The sequence below is a fragment of the Kitasatospora sp. Root107 genome (assembly GCF_001424875.1).
Lineage (GTDB): Bacteria > Actinomycetota > Actinomycetes > Streptomycetales > Streptomycetaceae > Kitasatospora.
Map to the genome: position 1 here is coordinate 424121 of NZ_LMCT01000067.1, position 16548 is coordinate 440668.

17 protein-coding genes, 1 other RNA gene and 1 pseudogene are annotated in these 16548 nt (G+C 69.9%); 8 read left to right on the forward strand and 11 right to left on the reverse strand.

The window, feature by feature from the left end:
* Positions 1 to 55: 55 nt before the first annotated feature.
* Positions 56 to 799, forward strand: coding sequence for a zinc ribbon domain-containing protein (locus ASC99_RS33130; RefSeq protein ID WP_057239035.1), 744 nt, complete (start codon positions 56 to 58; stop codon positions 797 to 799).
* Between the two features lie 4 nt (positions 800 to 803).
* Positions 804 to 1952 carry a bifunctional RNase H/acid phosphatase gene (locus tag ASC99_RS33135; RefSeq protein WP_057239037.1) on the forward strand — a complete coding sequence of 383 codons (1149 nt, stop codon included), beginning with the start codon at positions 804 to 806 and terminating at the stop codon, positions 1950 to 1952.
* An 18-nt stretch (positions 1953 to 1970) separates the two neighbouring features.
* Here ASC99_RS33135 and ASC99_RS33140 read toward each other — a convergent pair whose 3' ends face one another.
* Both ASC99_RS33140 and yaaA read right to left on the reverse strand, forming a co-directional pair.
* Positions 1971 to 2480 (reverse strand): DinB family protein, encoded by a 510-nt coding sequence (locus ASC99_RS33140; protein WP_057239039.1) that lies wholly within the window; start codon positions 2478 to 2480, stop codon positions 1971 to 1973.
* 56 nt (positions 2481 to 2536) lie between these two features.
* Entirely contained in the window at positions 2537 to 3337 is an 801-nt protein-coding gene (gene yaaA / locus ASC99_RS33145) for a peroxide stress protein YaaA (RefSeq protein WP_057239040.1), read from the reverse strand.
* A gap of 99 nt (positions 3338 to 3436) precedes the next feature.
* On the opposite strand from yaaA, the gene ASC99_RS33150 reads away from it, so the two are divergent.
* Both ASC99_RS33150 and ASC99_RS33155 read left to right on the forward strand, forming a co-directional pair.
* Positions 3437 to 4888, forward strand: a complete 1452-nt coding sequence (locus ASC99_RS33150) for an RNB domain-containing ribonuclease (RefSeq protein ID WP_057239042.1) — start codon at positions 3437 to 3439, stop codon at positions 4886 to 4888.
* Complete coding sequence (locus tag ASC99_RS33155) at positions 4888 to 6351, forward strand: DHA2 family efflux MFS transporter permease subunit (RefSeq protein ID WP_057239044.1); 1464 nt, start codon at positions 4888 to 4890, stop codon at positions 6349 to 6351. The genes ASC99_RS33150 and ASC99_RS33155 overlap by 1 nt, the downstream gene beginning before the upstream one ends.
* A 16-nt stretch (positions 6352 to 6367) precedes the next feature.
* Here ASC99_RS33155 and ASC99_RS33160 read toward each other — a convergent pair whose 3' ends face one another.
* Entirely contained in the window at positions 6368 to 7588 is a 1221-nt protein-coding gene (locus ASC99_RS33160) for a cytochrome P450 (protein WP_057239046.1), read from the reverse strand.
* 180 nt (positions 7589 to 7768) lie between these two features.
* Between ASC99_RS33160 and rnpB the strand changes: the two genes are divergently transcribed.
* Positions 7769 to 8171: RNase P RNA component class A (rnpB, locus tag ASC99_RS33415), an RNA gene on the forward strand.
* Between the two features lie 91 nt (positions 8172 to 8262).
* Here the strand turns inward: rnpB and ASC99_RS33165 are convergent.
* The 3 genes from ASC99_RS33165 to ASC99_RS33180 form a co-directional block, all read right to left on the reverse strand.
* Positions 8263 to 8811: a GNAT family N-acetyltransferase gene (locus ASC99_RS33165; protein ID WP_057239048.1), complete on the reverse strand. Its 549-nt coding sequence runs from the start codon at positions 8809 to 8811 to the stop codon at positions 8263 to 8265.
* Positions 8812 to 9017: 206 nt separating this feature from the next.
* Positions 9018 to 9752 carry a class I SAM-dependent methyltransferase gene (locus tag ASC99_RS33170; protein WP_369825213.1) on the reverse strand — a complete coding sequence of 245 codons (735 nt, stop codon included), beginning with the start codon at positions 9750 to 9752 and terminating at the stop codon, positions 9018 to 9020.
* Between the two features lie 552 nt (positions 9753 to 10304).
* Positions 10305 to 10991, reverse strand: a complete 687-nt coding sequence (locus tag ASC99_RS33180; protein WP_235583188.1) for a TetR/AcrR family transcriptional regulator — start codon at positions 10989 to 10991, stop codon at positions 10305 to 10307.
* Here ASC99_RS33180 and ASC99_RS33185 point away from each other — a divergent pair.
* Positions 10990 to 11517 carry a cupin domain-containing protein gene (locus ASC99_RS33185; RefSeq protein WP_200948493.1) on the forward strand — a complete coding sequence of 176 codons (528 nt, stop codon included), beginning with the start codon at positions 10990 to 10992 and terminating at the stop codon, positions 11515 to 11517. The genes ASC99_RS33180 and ASC99_RS33185 overlap by 2 nt on opposite strands.
* On the opposite strand, the pseudogene ASC99_RS33190 reads toward ASC99_RS33185, so the two are convergent.
* The 4 genes and pseudogenes from ASC99_RS33190 to ASC99_RS33205 all read right to left on the reverse strand — a co-directional run bounded on the left by ASC99_RS33190 (position 11514) and on the right by ASC99_RS33205 (position 14286).
* Positions 11514 to 12435 (reverse strand): annotated as a pseudogene (locus ASC99_RS33190) (IS630 family transposase). The gene ASC99_RS33185 and the pseudogene ASC99_RS33190 sit on opposite strands and share 4 nt — an antisense overlap.
* Positions 12436 to 12470: 35 nt before the next feature.
* Positions 12471 to 13313 (reverse strand): helix-turn-helix transcriptional regulator, encoded by an 843-nt coding sequence (locus ASC99_RS33195; protein WP_235502887.1) that lies wholly within the window; start codon positions 13311 to 13313, stop codon positions 12471 to 12473.
* Positions 13310 to 13813 (reverse strand): DUF6879 family protein, encoded by a 504-nt coding sequence (locus ASC99_RS33200; protein ID WP_057239055.1) that lies wholly within the window; start codon positions 13811 to 13813, stop codon positions 13310 to 13312. The genes ASC99_RS33195 and ASC99_RS33200 overlap by 4 nt, the downstream gene beginning before the upstream one ends.
* A gap of 161 nt (positions 13814 to 13974) precedes the next feature.
* A complete protein-coding gene (locus ASC99_RS33205) occupies positions 13975 to 14286 on the reverse strand; it encodes a hypothetical protein (protein ID WP_057239230.1) in 312 nt (103 codons plus the stop codon).
* Between the two features lie 898 nt (positions 14287 to 15184).
* On the opposite strand from ASC99_RS33205, the gene ASC99_RS33210 reads away from it, so the two are divergent.
* Positions 15185 to 15355 (forward strand): hypothetical protein, encoded by a 171-nt coding sequence (locus ASC99_RS33210; RefSeq protein WP_157531906.1) that lies wholly within the window; start codon positions 15185 to 15187, stop codon positions 15353 to 15355.
* Positions 15356 to 15358: 3 nt separating this feature from the next.
* Here the strand turns inward: ASC99_RS33210 and cutA are convergent, their stop codons facing one another.
* Positions 15359 to 15682, reverse strand: a complete 324-nt coding sequence (gene cutA, locus ASC99_RS33215) for a divalent-cation tolerance protein CutA (protein ID WP_057239058.1) — start codon at positions 15680 to 15682, stop codon at positions 15359 to 15361.
* A 114-nt stretch (positions 15683 to 15796) separates the two neighbouring features.
* Between cutA and ASC99_RS33220 the strand changes: the two genes are divergently transcribed.
* Positions 15797 to 16498, forward strand: coding sequence for a VC0807 family protein (locus ASC99_RS33220; RefSeq protein WP_235502888.1), 702 nt, complete (start codon positions 15797 to 15799; stop codon positions 16496 to 16498).
* The last annotated feature ends 50 nt before the right edge of the window (positions 16499 to 16548 follow it).

Genomic DNA, 16548 nt, shown 5'->3' on the forward strand with positions numbered 1-16548 from the left:
CCAGAAGCCACCGCCGACCGACTTGCTGACAGACAAAAAAACAGGAGCCCCCGCCTTGATTGCCGCGCCCGCCGACCAGATCCGCCTGCTCGACCTCCAGGCCCTCGACTCCCGCCTCGACCAGCTGGCCCACCGGCGCCGCAGCCTGCCCGAGCACGCCGAGATCGACAAGGCCACCGCCGACCACACCGCCCTCAAGGACCTGGTGATCGCCGCTCAGGCCCAGCTCGGTGACACCGAGCGCGAGCTGACCAAGGCCGAGGGCGACGTCGAGCAGGTCCGCGCCAGGACCGCCCGCAACCAGCAGCGGCTGGACTCCGGCGCCGTCGGCTCGCCGCGTGACCTGGAGAACCTCCAGCACGAGGTCGGCTCGCTGGCGAAGCGTCAGTCCGACCTGGAGGACGTCGTCCTGGAGGTCATGGAGCGGCTCGAGTCCGCGCAGACCCGGGTGACCGAGCTGTCGGCCCGACTGGACCACTCCACCGTGGTGCTCAAGGAGGCCGAGGAGCGCCGGGACGCCGCCTTCGCCGAGATCGACGCCGACGCCGAGAAGGTCAAGCGGGACCGCGAGGCCGTCGCCACCGTGCTGCCGGCCGACCTGATCAAGCTCTACACCCGGCTGCGCGAGCAGCAGGGCGGCGTCGGCGCGGCCCGGCTGTTCCAGCGCCGCTGCGAGGGCTGCCGGGTCGAGTTCGCCGCCGCCGACCTGAACAGCATCAAGGCCGAGCCCAAGGACGCCGTGGTCCGCTGCGAGAACTGCGGCCGGATCCTGGTGCGTACCGCCGAGTCGGGCGTCTGATCCGATGGCCGGGCGGAGGTTCATCGTCGAGGCGGACGGGGGCTCCCGGGGCAACCCGGGCCCGGCCGGCTACGGCGCGGTGGTCCGGGACGGGGACACCGGCCAGATCATCGCCGAGGCGGCCGAGTTCATCGGGCGGGCGACCAACAACGTGGCCGAGTACAAGGGCCTGATCGCGGGCCTGCGGGCGGCGCACGGGCTGGACCCCGACGCCCGGGTGGACGTCCGGATGGACTCCAAGCTGGTGGTCGAGCAGATGTCGGGCCGCTGGAAGATCAAGCACCCCGACATGCAGCCGCTGGCCGCCGAGGCGGCCACCGTGCTGCCGCGCTCCCAGGTGAAGTACAGCTGGATCCCGCGCGAGCAGAACAAGGACGCGGACCGGCTGGCCAACGAGGCGATGGACGCGGGCAAGGCCGGCCGCCAGTGGGAGCCCAAGGTCCGCCCGGCCGCGCCGATCGCCCCGGTGGACGAGCCGCTGCCCGCGCCCGCCGCACCCAAGGCGGGCTGGGCGGGCCCGGCCGACCTCGGTACGCCGACCACCTTCGTGCTGCTCCGGCACGGCGAGACCCACCTCACCCCGGAGAAGCGTTTCTCCGGCAGCGGTGGTTCCGACCCGGCGCTCTCCGAGAAGGGCCTCTGGCAGGCCGCCCGGGCCGCCGAGTCACTGGCTGCCCGGGGCACCGTCCAAGCCATCGTCAGTTCGCCGATGCAGCGCACCCGGCAGACCGCCGAGGCGGTCGCCGTCCGGCTCGGCCTGGAGGTCCGGTTCGAGGAGGGCCTGCGCGAACTGGACTTCGGCGACTGGGAGGGGCTGACCTTCGCCGAGGTGCAGGAGCGCCACCCCGACGACCTGGCGGCCTGGCTCGGCTCGGCCAAGGCCAAGCCGACCGGCAGCACCGAGAGCTTCACCACCCTCACCCACCGGGCGGGGGTGGCCCGGGACAAGATCTTGGCCAGGCACTCGGGCAAGACGGTCCTGGTGGTCTCGCACGTCAGCCCGATCAAGACCCTGGTCCGGCTCGCCCTCGGGGCCCCGCCGGACTCGCTCTACCGGATGGAGCTCTCGGCGGCCTCGTTCTGCGCGGTGCAGTACTACGCGGACGGCAACGCCTCGCTCCGGCTGCTGAACGACACCTCGCACCTGCGCTGACGCCCTCCCGGGGAGCCGCTACTCCCCGGTGCTGCCGTCGATCAGCTCGCGGAGCAGGTCGGCGTGGCCGTTGTGCCGGGCGTACTCCTCGATCATGTGGGTGAGCACGTAGCGCAGCGAGTACGGCTGCCCGTCCTCGGCGTACGTCACGGTGTCCAGCGACCCGACCCCGGACACCACCGCGCGGGCCTGCTGGCAGACCTCTCGCCAGACCGCGAAGGCCCGCTCCGGGTCGGCCTCCGCCACCTCGAACTCGGCGCGCGAGCCGTCCGGCGTGCGCCCCCAGTAACTCGACACGCCCTGGTCGGCGACCACGTTGAGGAACCAGCCGCGCTCCACGTCGGCCAGGTGCCTGACCAGCCCGAGCAGCGACATCGCCGACGGCGGCACGGCCCGGGTGCGCAGCTGATCGGGCGTCAGACCCGCGCACTTCATCATCAGGGTCTGCCGCTGGTAGTCCAGGAACTCGGTCAGCGAGGCGCGCTCGTCGGCCACCCGGGACGGTTCGGTCCTGCTCTGCTCATCCATCAGATGATCATCCCAGCACCGGCCCGGCCCGGTGCGGGTATTCCGACCGGTGGACTTCAGTGGATCTCGGTGACCACCACGTCGAGCTGCCACGCCTTGCGCGCGGACCCCTCGGCGGAGACCTCGACCCGGTAGCCGAGCCAGGCCAGCGCATCCACCAGCTCACCCGGCGAGCCGGGCTCGAGACCGGCGTTCAGCAGGTCGCGGACCAGCCGGCCCTTGGTCGCCTTGTTGAAGTGGCTCACCACCGAGCGCTTCAGCTCGCCGTCCACCTCGCGCTCCTGGAGCACCCGCACGGTCGCGGTCCGGGACGCGGTCTCGCCGGCCGGCTTCCAGGCCGCCGCGTACGCCGAGCTCCGCAGGTCCAGCACCAGCCCCCGGCTCGCCACCGCCGGCAGCACCTCGGCCATCTCGCGCCGCCAGTACGCCCCGAGCGCCCCGAGCGGAGGAAGTTTCACACCCATCGAGCACCGGTACGGCGGAATCCGGTCACCGACCCGCACCGCCCCCCACAGCCCGGAGAAGACCAGCAGCGAGCGCTCGGCCAGCGCGTACGCGGCCTCGTCCAGCTTCGCCAGCCCGAGCGCGTCGAACAGCACCCCGGTGTACACCTCGCCCGCAGGCAGCGCCCCGGCCGTCCGCAGCCCGGCGTTCTTCGCCACCTCGCCGCGCAGCCCCTCGCTCAGCCCGAGCACCCCGCGCGCCGTCTCCTCATCCCCGGCACAGAGCCCGACCAGCGCCTCGAACACCGCCCGCCGCCCCGCCGTCAGCCCCGGCAGCGACAGCTCCTCCAGCACCAGCGGCACCCCGGCCTCCGCAGCAGCCTTCCCCTCCGACGGCGGCAACAGCACCAGCACGGCGACACCCCTTCAACACTCTGTGGCAACGAACGCTCCCACTGTACGTGCCGCCCGGTCCGACGGGCCGTCAGCTCCCGGCGGCCGTACGCTGCCAGCATGCCGCGTCAACAGCTGAGGATCAGGGCCGCCGACACCGCTCGGATCAACCGCGAGCTGGCGGAGCTGCGGGAGGGGCTCGGGCTGCGGGCCGACTGGCCCGCCGAGGTCTCGGCCGAGGCGGAGCGGACGGCCGGGGTGCCGAGACTGCCGGAGTTCGACGCCACCGACCTGGCCCTGTTCACCCTGGACCCGCCAGGTTCGACGGACCTGGACCAGGCGATGAGCCTCAGCCGCCGGGGGAGCGGCTACCGGGTGCACTACGCGATCGCCGACGTGGCCGCCTTCGTCCAGCCCGACGGGGCGATCGACACCGAGGCCCGGCGCCGGGTGCAGACCCTCTATTTCCCCGACACCCGCATCCCGCTGCACCCGCCCCGGCTCTCCGAGGCCGCCGCCAGCCTGCTGCCCGGTGAGCTGCGCCCCTCGCTGCTCTGGCAGCTCGACCTGGACGCCGACGGGGCGGTCCTGCTGGCCGACGTCCGCCGGGCGCTGGTCCGGTCCCGCCGCAGGCTCGACTACGAGGGCGTGCAGGGCGCGATCGACTCCGGCGGGGCCGACGAACAGCTCCGGCTGCTGGCCGAGATCGGCCGGCTGCGGGAGGCCAGGGAGGCGGACCGAGGGGGCGTCAGCCTGCCGATCCCCGAGCAGGAGGTGGAGCCGGTGGACGGCGGCTACCGACTGGCGTACCGGGCACCGCGCCCCGCCGACGGCTGGAACGCCCAGATCTCGCTGCTCACCGGCATGGCCGCAGCCGAGCTGATGCTGGACGCCGGGGTCGGCCTGCTGCGCACCCTGCCCGCCGCCCCCTCGGCGGCATACGACCGTCTTCGGCGCAGTGCGACGGCGCTGGAGGTGGACTGGCCGCAGGGCACCCCGTACCCCGACTTGATCCGCTCGCTCGACCCGGGCCGGTCCAACCACGCCGCCTTCCTGAAGGAGTGCGCCGGGCTGCTGCGCGGCGCCGGGTACCACGCCTTCGACACCGCCCAGGGGGTCGCGCCGCCCGCCGACCCCGGGCACGCCGCGCTGGCAGCCCCGTACGCGCACTGCACCGCGCCGCTGCGCCGGCTGGCCGACCGGTACGCGCAGGAGATCTGCGTGGCGATCGCCGGTGGCACCGACATCCCGCACTGGGTGAGCGAGCAACTGCTCGGCGTCCCGGCCCTGATGGCGACCGGTGACCGCCGGGCCCACGAGGTGGAACGGGCCTGCGTCGACCTGGTCGAGGCCGAGCTGCTGCGCGGCCGGGAGGGCGAACGGTTCGACGCGGTGGTGATCGACATCGACGAACGGCGGCCCGCCAGTGGCACCGTCCAGCTCCGGGAGCCGGCCGTGGTCGCCAGGTGCGAGGCGGACGGGGCTGCTGAGCTGCCGCTCGGCGAGCGGATCAAGGTCAGACTCACCCTCGCCGATCCGGCCACCCGGACCGTCCGCTTCGCCGTCGCCTGATGGGTGCTCAGGGGGAGCTGGACCGCCGTGGGCGGCTGCTGGTGTTGGGCATCTGCTGCCTGAGCCTGTTCATCGTCGGGCTGGACAACACGGTGGTGAACATCGCGCTGCCCGCCATCCAGAGCGAGTTCGACGCGTCCGCCTCCGGTCTCCAGTGGATCATCGACGCCTACACCCTGGTGCTCGCCTCGCTGCTGATGCTCTCCGGCTCGGTCGCCGACCGGATCGGGCGGCGCCGGGTGTTCCGGGCCGGGCTGCTGATCTTCGTGCTCGGCTCGCTGCTGTGCAGCCTGGCGCCCTCGCTGGAGTGGCTGGTGGCGTTCCGCGCGGTCCAGGCGGTGGGCGGCTCGATGCTCAACCCGGTGGCCATGTCGATCATCACCAACACCTTCACCGACCCGCGCGAACGGGCCCAGGCGATCGGCGTCTGGGGCGGTGTGGTCGGCATCAGCATGGCGCTCGGCCCGCTGGTCGGCGGCTTCCTGGTGGACAGCGCGGGCTGGCCGTCGATCTTCCTGATCAACGTCCCGATCGGCCTGATCGCCTGTCTGCTGACCTTCCGTCACGTCCCCGAGTCCCGGGCGCCGAAGCCCCGGCGGCTGGACCCGGTCGGGCAGCTGCTGATGGTGCTGCTGCTCGGTGCCGGCACCGCCGTGATCATCGAGGGCCCGGGGCAGGGCTGGACCTCGCCGCTGATCCTCACCTTGGCGTCGGTCGCTGTGGTTTCTCTGCTCGTACTGCCCTGGTGGGAGCGGCGGGTGCCCGAACCGCTGATCGACCTGCGGTTCTTCCGCAGCGCCCCGTTCACCGGCGCCACCGTCACGGCGGTCTGCGCGTTCGCCGCACTCGGCGGCTTCCTCTTCGTCAACACCCTCTACCTGCAGAACGTCCGTGGCTACAGCCCGGTCGAGGCCGGGCTCTGGACCCTCCCGATGGCCGGACTGATGCTGGTCGCCGCCCCGTTCTCCGGCCGGATCGTCGGCCGGTACGGGCCCCGGTACCCGCTGCTCGGCGCGGGCGCGGCGCTGGCCGCCAGCGGGCTGCTGCTCACCCGGCTCGAAGCCGACTCGTCCGCCGGCCTGCTGCTCGCCGCGTACGCGCTGTTCGGTCTCGGCTTCGGCCTGGTCAACGCCCCGATCACGAACGCCGCCGTCTCCGGCATGCCGCTCGCCCAGGCCGGGGTGGCCGCTGCCGTCGCCTCGACCAGCCGTCAGATCGGGCAGTCGCTCGGCGTCGCGGTGATCGGCACCGTGGTGACCACCGCCGTCACCGCCACCGTCGGGCTCCCGGCTGCCAGCCACGCGGGCTGGTGGATCATCACGGGCCTCGGCCTGACCATCCTGCTGCTCGGCTGGGTCACCACCACCCCGTGGGCGGTCGGCACCGCCGCCCGGGTGGCCGCCCGGCTCAACCCGGGCGGCCGGCTGGACGGGGCGGTTTCCCCTACGGTGCGGTCGGGGTGAAGCGCACCGGCAGGCTTTACGGTGCGGTCGGGGTGAAGCGCACCGGCAGGGCGGCCGGGCCGCGGGTGAACACGCCCTGTTCGGGCGGGAGTTCGACGTCCCGCGGTTCGAGCTCGGGCAGGGCGTCCAGCAGTAGGTTGGCGCCCACCTCCACCTCGGCCCTGGCCAGCAGTGCCCCGACGCAGAAGTGCCGGCCGAGCGCGAAGGAGAGGTGGTCGGCGGCGGCCGAGAAGGCGGTGGTCGCCGAGAGATCGGTCCGGAAGACGTCAAAGGTGTCGGGGTCGGCGAACCGCCGGTCGTCCCGGTTGGCCGAGGCGAGCAGCGCGGTCACCACACTGCCCGCCGGGATGGTCCCGCCCGCGATGGCCACGTCCTCGGTCGGGGTGCGCATGATCATGTGGACCGGCGGGGTGAACCGCAGCGTCTCGGCGAGGGCCATCGGGATCAGGTCGCGGTCCGCCCTGACGGCGGCGAACTGCTCCGGGCGGGCCAGCAGATTGCGGAACATGCCGCCGATCGCCTTGTCGGTGGTCTCGCCCCCGGCGGTCAGCAGCAGACTGCAGAACGCCTTGACCTCCTCGTCGGTCATCCGGGTGCCGTCGACCTCCGCCTCGCAGAGCGTGGACAGCAGGTCGTCGCCGGGGTGGGCCCGGCGCTCCTGGATGATCGGAATCAGGTAGGCGGCGAGCTCGTCGTGCGCCCGCAGCCCGGCGGCGGCCACCTCCGGGTCCCGGCTCAGGTTGGCGGCGAAGGCGACGAAGGTGCTGTACCAGGCGTGGAAGCGGTCGTGCTCCCGCTTGTCCAGGCCGAGCATCTCCACGATGACGTTCACCGGGAAGTGGGTGGCGAAGTCGTGCACCAGATCGGCCGAACCGGTCTGGCGGAACCCGTCCACCAGTTCGCGGGCGTTCCGCTCGATCATCGGCATGAACCTGTCCCGGAGTGAGTTGCCCCGGAAGGCGGGCACCACCAGTGCGCGGTGCACCACGTGCTCGCGGCCGCTCATCTGGAGGATCGTCCGGCCGTGCACCGGCTCGGCCTGCCAGATGTAGTTGTCACTGCTGAACACCGGTTCGCGGACGGCTCGTTGGACGTCCTGGTGGCGGGAGAGCAGATAGCTCCCGGTGCCCTCGTGCCAGAGCAGCGGGTAGTCGTCGCGCAGGACGCGATAGGTGGCGTACGGGTCCCGAGCGAAGTCGGGCGAGAGTATGTCGGGGGCCTGTCCGGATCTGGTCATGACGCTCCGTCCGTGGCAGTACGGTGACGGGCTGGCTCGGCAGGCTGCCCACGCTAGCGAGGGTGCGCCGCCGGGCGGTCGGCGCCCGCAGGGGAGCACCGGTGCACCTGACGGCGCGTGGACGTACCGAGCCTGTCCCGAGCGCAGTCCCCGAGCGGCTACGATGACCAGTACGGCGGACGAGCCGGCCGGGCGGTCGCGTCGGGTCCCTTCGGGGGCTCGCCGAGGAACGTCCGGGCTCCACAGAGCAGGGTGGTGGGTAACGCCCACCCGGGGTGACCCGCGGGACAGTGCCACAGAGAACAGACCGCCTCCGGCCTCGGCCGGAGGTAAGGGTGAAACGGTGGTGTAAGAGACCACCAGCGACCGAGGTGACTCGGTCGGCTTGGTAAACCCCACCTGGAGCAAGGTCAAGATCGGCGCCTTCGGGCGCCGTGCGCGGATGCATGAGGGCTGCTCGCCCGAGTCCGCGGGTAGACCGCACGAGGCTGTCGGCAACGGCAGCCCTAGATGGATGGCCGCCTCCCCGGGCCGCGCAAGCACCCCGGGAGACAGAACCCGGCGTACAGGCCGCGCTCGTCCGTCGCTTGGCCAAGAAAGGCCCCCTGATCAGCATTCTTGCTGGTCGGGGGGCTTCTCGGTGGCCTCGCGGGTCCGCGCTGTCGAGCTCGAGCTCAACCGGACGGCGTGGCCGAGGACCGCACACCCATCCACTGCTCGGCGCCCCACTTCTCGAACAGCTTCACCTCGGTGAACCCCAGCTTCGCCGCAAGGCGCATCGAGCGGCCGTTGGCGGTCTGGGTGTAGAGCACCACCGGCTCGCCGGGAAGCGCCTCGGCGAACCAGTCGAGCGCCGCCGCACACGCCTCGGCGGCGTACCCGCGTCCCCAGGCCTCGGGCAGGAAGAGGTAGCCGAGTTCAGCCTTCCGGGCCTCCGGATCGACCTGACCCCGAGGCTCCGCGTCGCGGTGGTTGAGCTCGATGGTGCCGATCATCGCTCCGTCGAGCTCGATCACGAACAGGCCGGGGCGCTTCTCGGGTGTCTCAGGCAACGCGCGCTCGAGCTCATCCCGCGCCCGAGGGCCGCCCAGGTAGGCGTTCACCTCCGGCGAGGCGAACAGCTCGACGAAAGCCGCACGGTCCCGAGCCTCGGACTCGCGGAGCACGAGCCGCTCGGTCCTGATCGGGGCAGGTGGCCAGACGGCGGGTCCGAGCTCGGTCACGGCGGGCAGTTCCTCTCGACGGCAGCGACACCAGGGGACGGTGCCGCAGAGAGGGACGTGTCTGACGAGAGATCCAGTTCCGGTGGCAACCCGGTCACGATGAACCACCCGCGTCCAGCGCTGATACACCGGGTCAGTGGCGCGGGCGGACAGGCCGGGCACGGAATCTTCCGCAGGTCGGGGAGATTCACTGTGGACCTTTACTCTCAGGCCGTCAGATGGCGCTTGCCGGTGACCAGCAGGGTACCGATCCGGCGCTTCCTGTGAGCCGGGGCCGGGAGCACGGTGGCCGTGACGTCCTCGAAGCCGTAGCTGGTGAGCATGGCCGTCCACGTCTCCGGCGGGTAGTCCCATCGCTTGACCACCATGGGGTCCTCGTCGGGGCCGCGTGGGATGAACGAAGCCTGGCAGCCGTAACAGCCCTCAATGGCCGGGTACTGGGACATGGCGAACACTCCGCCGGACGGCAGCCGCTCGAGCACGGCGGGCAGCATCAGATCCGGGTTGGTGAAGTAGGCCGCCCCGAACACCGAGTACACGGCATCGAACGTGCTGGACGACTCTGCCAGGAGGGTCAGCGCTTCGCCCTGGTGCAGCTCCATCCCGGATACATCCGGCCAACGTTCACGGGCTTTGGAGAGTTGACCGGGAGACAGGTCCACGCCGACTGCCCTCATGCCGAGTGTGGCCAGGTGGGCGAGGTTGCCACCAGACCCGCACCCGAGGTCGAGCACCGAGTCACCCGGCTTCAGGGACAGTAGCTCTGCCCCGGGGCCGTGGTCCGGGTGTTGGGTCCAGTTGAACCACGTGGTCTCGCCCTTGGCATTCGTCGGCCGCCGTTGCGGCTTGCTCGCCGAGTACGCGTCCCACGCGGCGCCACGAGTGTCCGGCACTGTTCTTCCGTCCTTGTCCAGGAGATGGAGCACAGCGGCCCGACGCACAGGCCGGGCCGCTGCTCAGAGCTGCCTACCCACCAACCGGGCTGTCGGTGCACCCCGCGTGGCACTGGTTGCAGTCGGCCGCACCCATGCCGGGCCAGAACTCCGGGTCGGTCTGGAACCCGGGCGGACTCGATAGCGGCCACGGTCTTCGCCATGGCGGCACGGCCCTTGGCGGGGTCGACCGTTCCAGCGTCGTCGGGCACGTGGTGGATGAAACCGGCCCCGAGCGCGGCGCAGAACTCCGCGTACGGCTGCGTGCGGAGGATGAACCGGTGCCAGAACTCATCGACCCGCAGGGACGGCGTCAGCGCCTCCGAGGTGCGGGTGCTGGTGACCAGGAAGGCCACCATCTGGTTCACGCCGCGCTCTCCCATGTCGTCGGTGAGGTCGGGCCACCCCTTCCGCACGTCCTCGACGAGCTGGGCTCCGAGACCGGAGCCGATCAAGTCCCGGACGTTCTCCGGGAGTTCGTTCGTGGTCAGGACGCTGGAGGAGGTCCCCGAGAGTGCCTCGAAGCGGGGGTGTTCCAGCAGCACTCCCCGGCCTGACCCGTCAGTTACCGACCGCGCCCACCAACGTGACCATGACCCTGACCGCTTCACGGTCCGTCAGCTCCTGTTCCCGGCAGAGCGAACGCCAGGTCGAGAACGCCGCCGCATGGCCGATCACCGCCCGTCGGACGGGCTCAGCCGCCGTCGGCCACGCATCGGCCAGCACCTCGAGGTAGCGCCCGTCCCTCGCCTCCCAGGCCTCGCGAATCGGGTCGGGCGCCGCGTGCAGGTCACGGCTCACCAGCGTCAGCATCTGCTCGCCCGCGCGGTAGAACCGGTAGAGGTCGGCGAGCCCGGCCGTCAGCCGTTCGACCGGATCCTCGATCGCGCCCCACTCCTCGGGTTGGGGCAGCTTCTGCTGCGACAGCCAGTGCCCCGAGCAGGCCTGGAACAGCGCGGTCTCATCCGGGAAGTGCCGGTAGACGGTCAGCCGGGTGACCCCGGCGCGCTCGGCGATCGCCGCGATGCTGGTCGAGGCCGGTCCTGTGGTGCCGTGCAGATGCACGGCGGCCTCGACGATGCGCTGCCGCGTCCGGCCCATGTCCTCGGCACGTTTGCGCATCTCGTAGCCACGCGCTTTCGATGAACGCTGCTTCTCACTCACCTGTTGACGCCCTGCGATCCGAGGCGGAGACTTTTTAGGAGAACACCAGTGTATCTCCAAATTGCATGGAGGAGTGATCACCATGACAGAGCCGCTGGCCCCGCCGCTCACCATTGTCCGCCCCGGCGAGGGAGGTGAGGGCTACCTCGGCTCGATCGGGGTCGCCTTCAAGCTCTGGGGCGCCGACACCAACGGCGCGGTCTCCGTCGTCGAACACCCCTTCCCGGTTGGGGCGTTGGTGCCGCCGCACCTGCACACCCGGGAAGACGAATACTCGATCGTCACCGAGGGCGAGATCGGCTTCCGTTCCGGCGACCGCGAAGTTGTCCTGGGCGCCGGCGGCTACATCACCAAGCCGCGCGGGGAACTGCACACGATGTGGAACGCCGGTCCTGTCCCGGCTCGGATGATCGAGATCATCAGTCCGGCCGGCTTCGAACACTGCTTCCGCGAAATGGCCGAGATGCTCGCCGACGGGCCGCCGCCGACCGAGGACGCGATACCGGAGCTCGCCGCCAAGTACGGGCTCCAGTTCGGGCAACCCGACTGGCTGCCCGACGTCATCTCGCGGTACGGCCTGACCCCGCCGTTCGGCGCCCGACCGAGCTAGTGACCCGGCCCGGAGACCCTTGCGCAATAGCGTCCGATGGCGTCGATGATCTGGTCGGCGGTCTTGGTCCACTTGAACGGTTTGGCGTTCGCGTTCCAGAACTTCAGCCACTGTTCGAGTGCGAGGGTCAGCTCGTCGGTGGAGCAGAAGACCCCTCGGTCGAGCCGACGACGCTGGAGCTCGGCGAACCACCGCTCGACCTGGTTCAACCATGACGAGTAGGTCGGGGTGAAGTGCATCTCGAAGCGGGGGTGTTCCAGCAGCCACTTCTTGACCACCGGGGCCTTGTGGGTGGAGAGGTTGTCGCAGATCAGATGGACCGCCAGGCCGGGTTCGACCTGGCGATCGATCTCGTCGAGGAACTCCTTGAAGTCCACGGCGGCGTGTCGGGCGGAGGTCTTGCCGATCACCTTGCCGGTAGCGATGTTGAGCGCCGCGACAGGTACAGGCCCACCACATCGCGGACCTTGTCGATCAGGAACGGGTCGGTGGAGACCTTGAACTCCTCCACCATCCAAGGCTTGAGGCCGAACGCCCGCTGGTCGGCGACATCCCGACCGTCTTGGCCAGCTCGCGCTTGGACCAATGGGTGGCACCCTCGGGGACCTCCTCCAGCGTCCTGACCACGATCTCCTCGACCTTCGCGTCTGGTATCGAGCGCGGTACACCGGGTCTCGGCTCGTCGCTCAGCCCAGTGAACCGCTCCCTGACGAAGCGTCCACGCCAGCGCCCGACCGTCTCGCGCGTGATCCGCAGTTCGGCGGCCACCGCCTTATTGGTCATCCCGTCCGCGCACATCAGCACGATGCGCGCCCGCTTGGCAAAGCCCTGCGCAGTCCTGCGCCGACTCGCCCGCCCCTCAAGCGTCCGCCGCTCATCCTCCGTCAGGACGAGCGCCTCCCTGCACTTGCCAGCCATAACCCTATGAGACCGCACAACTACGGACCGGGTCACTAGGAGCTTTCCTGTTCTCGCAAGTACTCGTCCCGGATGCTCTCGACCTTGGCTCGCATCTCGTTCCCGTGGATTGCCACGGCGTCGAACTTGGCGAATGTCGAAAGGTAGACCTCGATGTCCTTCGGGTCTTGGGTGGTCACCTCCGAGTGGAAGGTCTCCACGATCACCAGCCGGTCATCGTGTGCGCTGAAGCAGGTCATCGGGAAGTCCGGCATCCTGCGGTCGAGTGGCACAACTCCGATGGTGACATTGGGAAGTCGGGACAGAGAGACCAGCCTGTCCATCTGAGTAGCCATCAGTGCCGGTTGCCCGATGCGCCACCGCAGCACGTGCTCACAGACCAGGAAATGGAACGACCGGTCAAGGTCGTACAGCGCCGCCTGTCGCTCAAGTCGCGCGGCAATCGTCTTGGCCCTCGACTCCTCGGACAGCTCGGGGCTCAGAGCAAAGATGGCTGCGACGTATTCGGCGCTCTGGAGCAGGCCGGGGATCAACTGGCCCTGAAACAGCCTGAGAAGGGCAGTCCGGGCTTCGACGGCCCGGATGGCTTGCTGATGCTTCCAGTGGCCCAAACGGCGCAGCTCACGCCATGCTGTGGCCTCGGTGACCGCTGCCCGCGCTTGCTCCAGGAACTCAGCCTTGGCGGCCTCGGAGACGCCAAGGGTCGACAGGATCAACTCCACGTCTCGCACCGTCGGAAGGACGCGACCGTCCTCGATCTTCGACAGCTTGCCCGCAGACATGGACGCCCAAAGGGCGACGGTCTCGGCAGTCTTGTCCGAAGCGATCCGAAGCGCCCGTAGGGCAGTACCCAAGCCGCGGTGCTGGTGCTCGCTCAACCGGCCGAGTACTCCGCGAACGACACGGCGTGAGCCAGGGCGGTATCCCGATACTGGCGGTACTCGTTCAGCCGGTCATCCGACAGGAGTTCCCCGCCGATGAACTTGCCGGCTTCCGTGTAGTGCATCCGGTAGACCTTGGCGTCATCGAACAGCCAGAAGTCGTGATCCGGCAGTCCCGTGATGTTCTGCCGAGTCGTGTCGATGATGCCGATGGACTCTCCGGCCGCGATGTTGCCGGGGTACCAAGCGAGTTCGTACCGCAGGTAATCCGAGAGTGGCGAGTTGAGCACGTGGACCCGCGCGACCTGCTTGCCGAGGTCCGTCATGGAACGGACCCATGGGTTGTCTGCGCTCTCCGGCGGCAGCGGTTTGCCCGCGAGGAAGTCGGCGAACTCTTCCTGCTCGTCCTCCACGTTGTACACAGCCAGCGTTTCGAGCCGGAATGCCGTCTGCTCGAACGTCTCGAAGAGGCGGCCGAAGTCCTCACCCTTGAGCACTGACGTACTCCTCCAGTCGAGCGCTGAAGTAGCTTTCCAGTGCCTCGGCCGGGAGTGCACTGGGGGAGGTCCGCGACCGCGAGCTGTACAAGGCCGAGCACGAGACCGTCGAGGCGTTCGTTCTCGCCGAATGGGGTTTCACTCCGGGGTGCGCCCAGTTCCTAGGGCGTGCCGTTGCCCTGCCGACTACCCCTGAATTGGCCCGCCATCATCAGGATGAGGCCGACCATCAGAAGCACGCCACCGGTCAGAGTGCCCCACGGTCGACCGTCGGCGCCGCTGATCATCAGCCCGAAGACCGCTTGCCAGCACAGTGCGAATGCCGCCACCAGTTGGCCGCAGCCGTAGAGGCGAGGGCTGCGGACGTGACGCCGGTTCATGGGGAGTATCCAGCCGCGGGTGACCGCTGCCGCGCCGGATGCAGTGAGGAGCAGCGCCATCAGGACGATCGGTATGGCGAGGTAGAGCTTCATGGTCTCTCTCCTGTGCACCGGACCCACGCCGGACGCCAGCGTGATCATGGCATCTGGCATGCGGGGCGTCCATACGCTTCCCCGCTGATCCCGAAGCCCCTGGCCCCGCTGGGCTTTGCGAGATGCCGACCGGACGGTCCGCCGGGACTGTCTCCGGGGGCCCTGCCCACCCGTGCGGAGCGGTGACCACCATGAACAGCTCGCCGAACGCCCTTCAGCCCTTCGCACCGATCATCTCAGCGACCTGCTCTTCGGGCGGAAAGCGCATCAGACACCGGGGGCAGTGCAACACCTGCGCCCAGCCCGCCCACCGCGCCCGTCGCACCGCCCGTACGGTGCGGACCGCGACCAGTACCGCTCCTGCGAGCAGCAGTGCCCCACCACGAGCTGTGCCTGGGCCAGCATGGTCGCGCCCCAGACCGCGAGGGCGGCGGTGGCGAACATCCGGACGGGTGCACCAGGGATCTGCGGTGCTCCTCGAAGACCCCCTAGCTGGTTGGTGTCCTCGCACTTTGGGCAGGCCGGTTCCCGAGCTCCAGGCCCACACGGTAGACGATCAACTCCCGCGCCATGCAGTACGTTTCCAGGCCCGACTGCCTTGCAGGGGGGAGCAGGGGCGTTCCAACGAACCGTTCATCCGCAAAGACCGTCGGCGGTACTCGGACCTGGCCTCAACGATGAGGCGTGCCCTGGCAGTTGGCTGAGACGGTTCGCCGATACGCTCGCGGGCCGAACTCGCCGCACTGGGGGCTCAGCGGCGCGACGTCGATCAGCTCCTCCAGTACAGCGGGGAGGTGTCCAAGCGCTTCTTGTGCCGCTCCAGTCCGATGGTCGAGCCTCGAAGCTGAACCATCGGATCTCGGCGCTGTCCCGCGCTGCTGACGAAGAGGACGACAGCATGACGAACGAGGACGGCCGCACCTTCCGCGAGGCGTGGATCGCCGGCGTGCTCAAGCACTTCGCTGGAGAGCCGAAGCCCGGCTACATCGCGCCCTGGGACGACACGCCGGAGTGGCAGCAGGAGACCGACGCTGACATCTTCGGGACGATCGAGCAGCAAGCGGCGTAGGTGTCAGGTGGAGGTCTCTGCGTTCACCCAGTCCAGGTACGCCGTGCTGCCGGTGACTACCGGGACGGCGATGACCTCCGGGGTGTCGTAGCTGTGGTGTGCGCTGATGAATGCTGCGAGCGAGTCGGCGAGATCGGCGCGGGTCTTGAAGTCGATGCGCCACTCGGCGGTGGACTGTACCTCGCCGTTCCACCAGTAGACCGAGCTGATCGGGTAGACCTGGGCGCAGGCGGCGAGGCGCTCGCGGACAGCTGCGGTGGCCAGCTCACGGGCCTTGGCCTCTTCGTCGTGGGTGGTGGTCACCACGGCGAGGTCACGGTTCGTCATGTGGGGAACGCTACCCGGCTGTTGCAGGGTGCCCCGGGTGAATCGCTGGCGCGCCTGACAGCTTGTCAGCTAGGGTCCCCTCCGGCACATTGGGAAGATCGTTTGGGGGAGACCGTGTCGGAGCAAGTTCCTGCCCGGAAGGGTGGGTCGGCCGCTGTCGGTTGGGCGCTGACCATCGGGTTCAACATCGTCGCGCCGATCATCACGTACAACCAGCTGGTCGAGCACGGCTACAGCGAGGTGACCGCCGTGCTGCTGTCGGCGCTGTGGCCGGTTGTCGACATGGCGATATACCTGGCCTGGCACCGTCGGGTCGACGAGTTCGCCGCGATGTCGCTGATCTTCCTCGGGCTGACCGCGCTGGTGGCGGTGGTCGGGCCGCAGTCGGCTCAACTGCTGCTGGTGAAGGAGTCGTTGGTCACCGGTCTGTTCGGGGTGGTCTGCCTGGTGACGCTCGCCGCACCGCGTCCGTTGATGTTCTACTTCGGCCGCAAGTTCGGCACCGACGGGACGACGGAGGGCGTCGAGCGCTGGAACGCGCTGTGGGCCCTGCCCGGCTTCCGGAAGGTTCAGCGCAATCTGACCATCGGCTGGGGCGTCGGCTACGTCGTCGAGGCGGCCGTCCGGGTCGCGCTGTCGTACGTGCTCAGCACCGGCGCGATGGTGACGCTCAACTCCGTGCTCTCCTATGCGGTCACGGCTGCGCTGGTCACCTGGACCCTGCTCTACGCCAAGCGCGCCAGGGCCCGTGGCCAGGCAGCAGCGGCAGCCGCAGCGGCGGCGGCAGAAGCCGGAGCGGTGCCGGCTGCGGTGTGACGACAGCCCCTGGGAGGGTCGGGCAGCGGCGGCCCGCCCAGGGGGTTCAC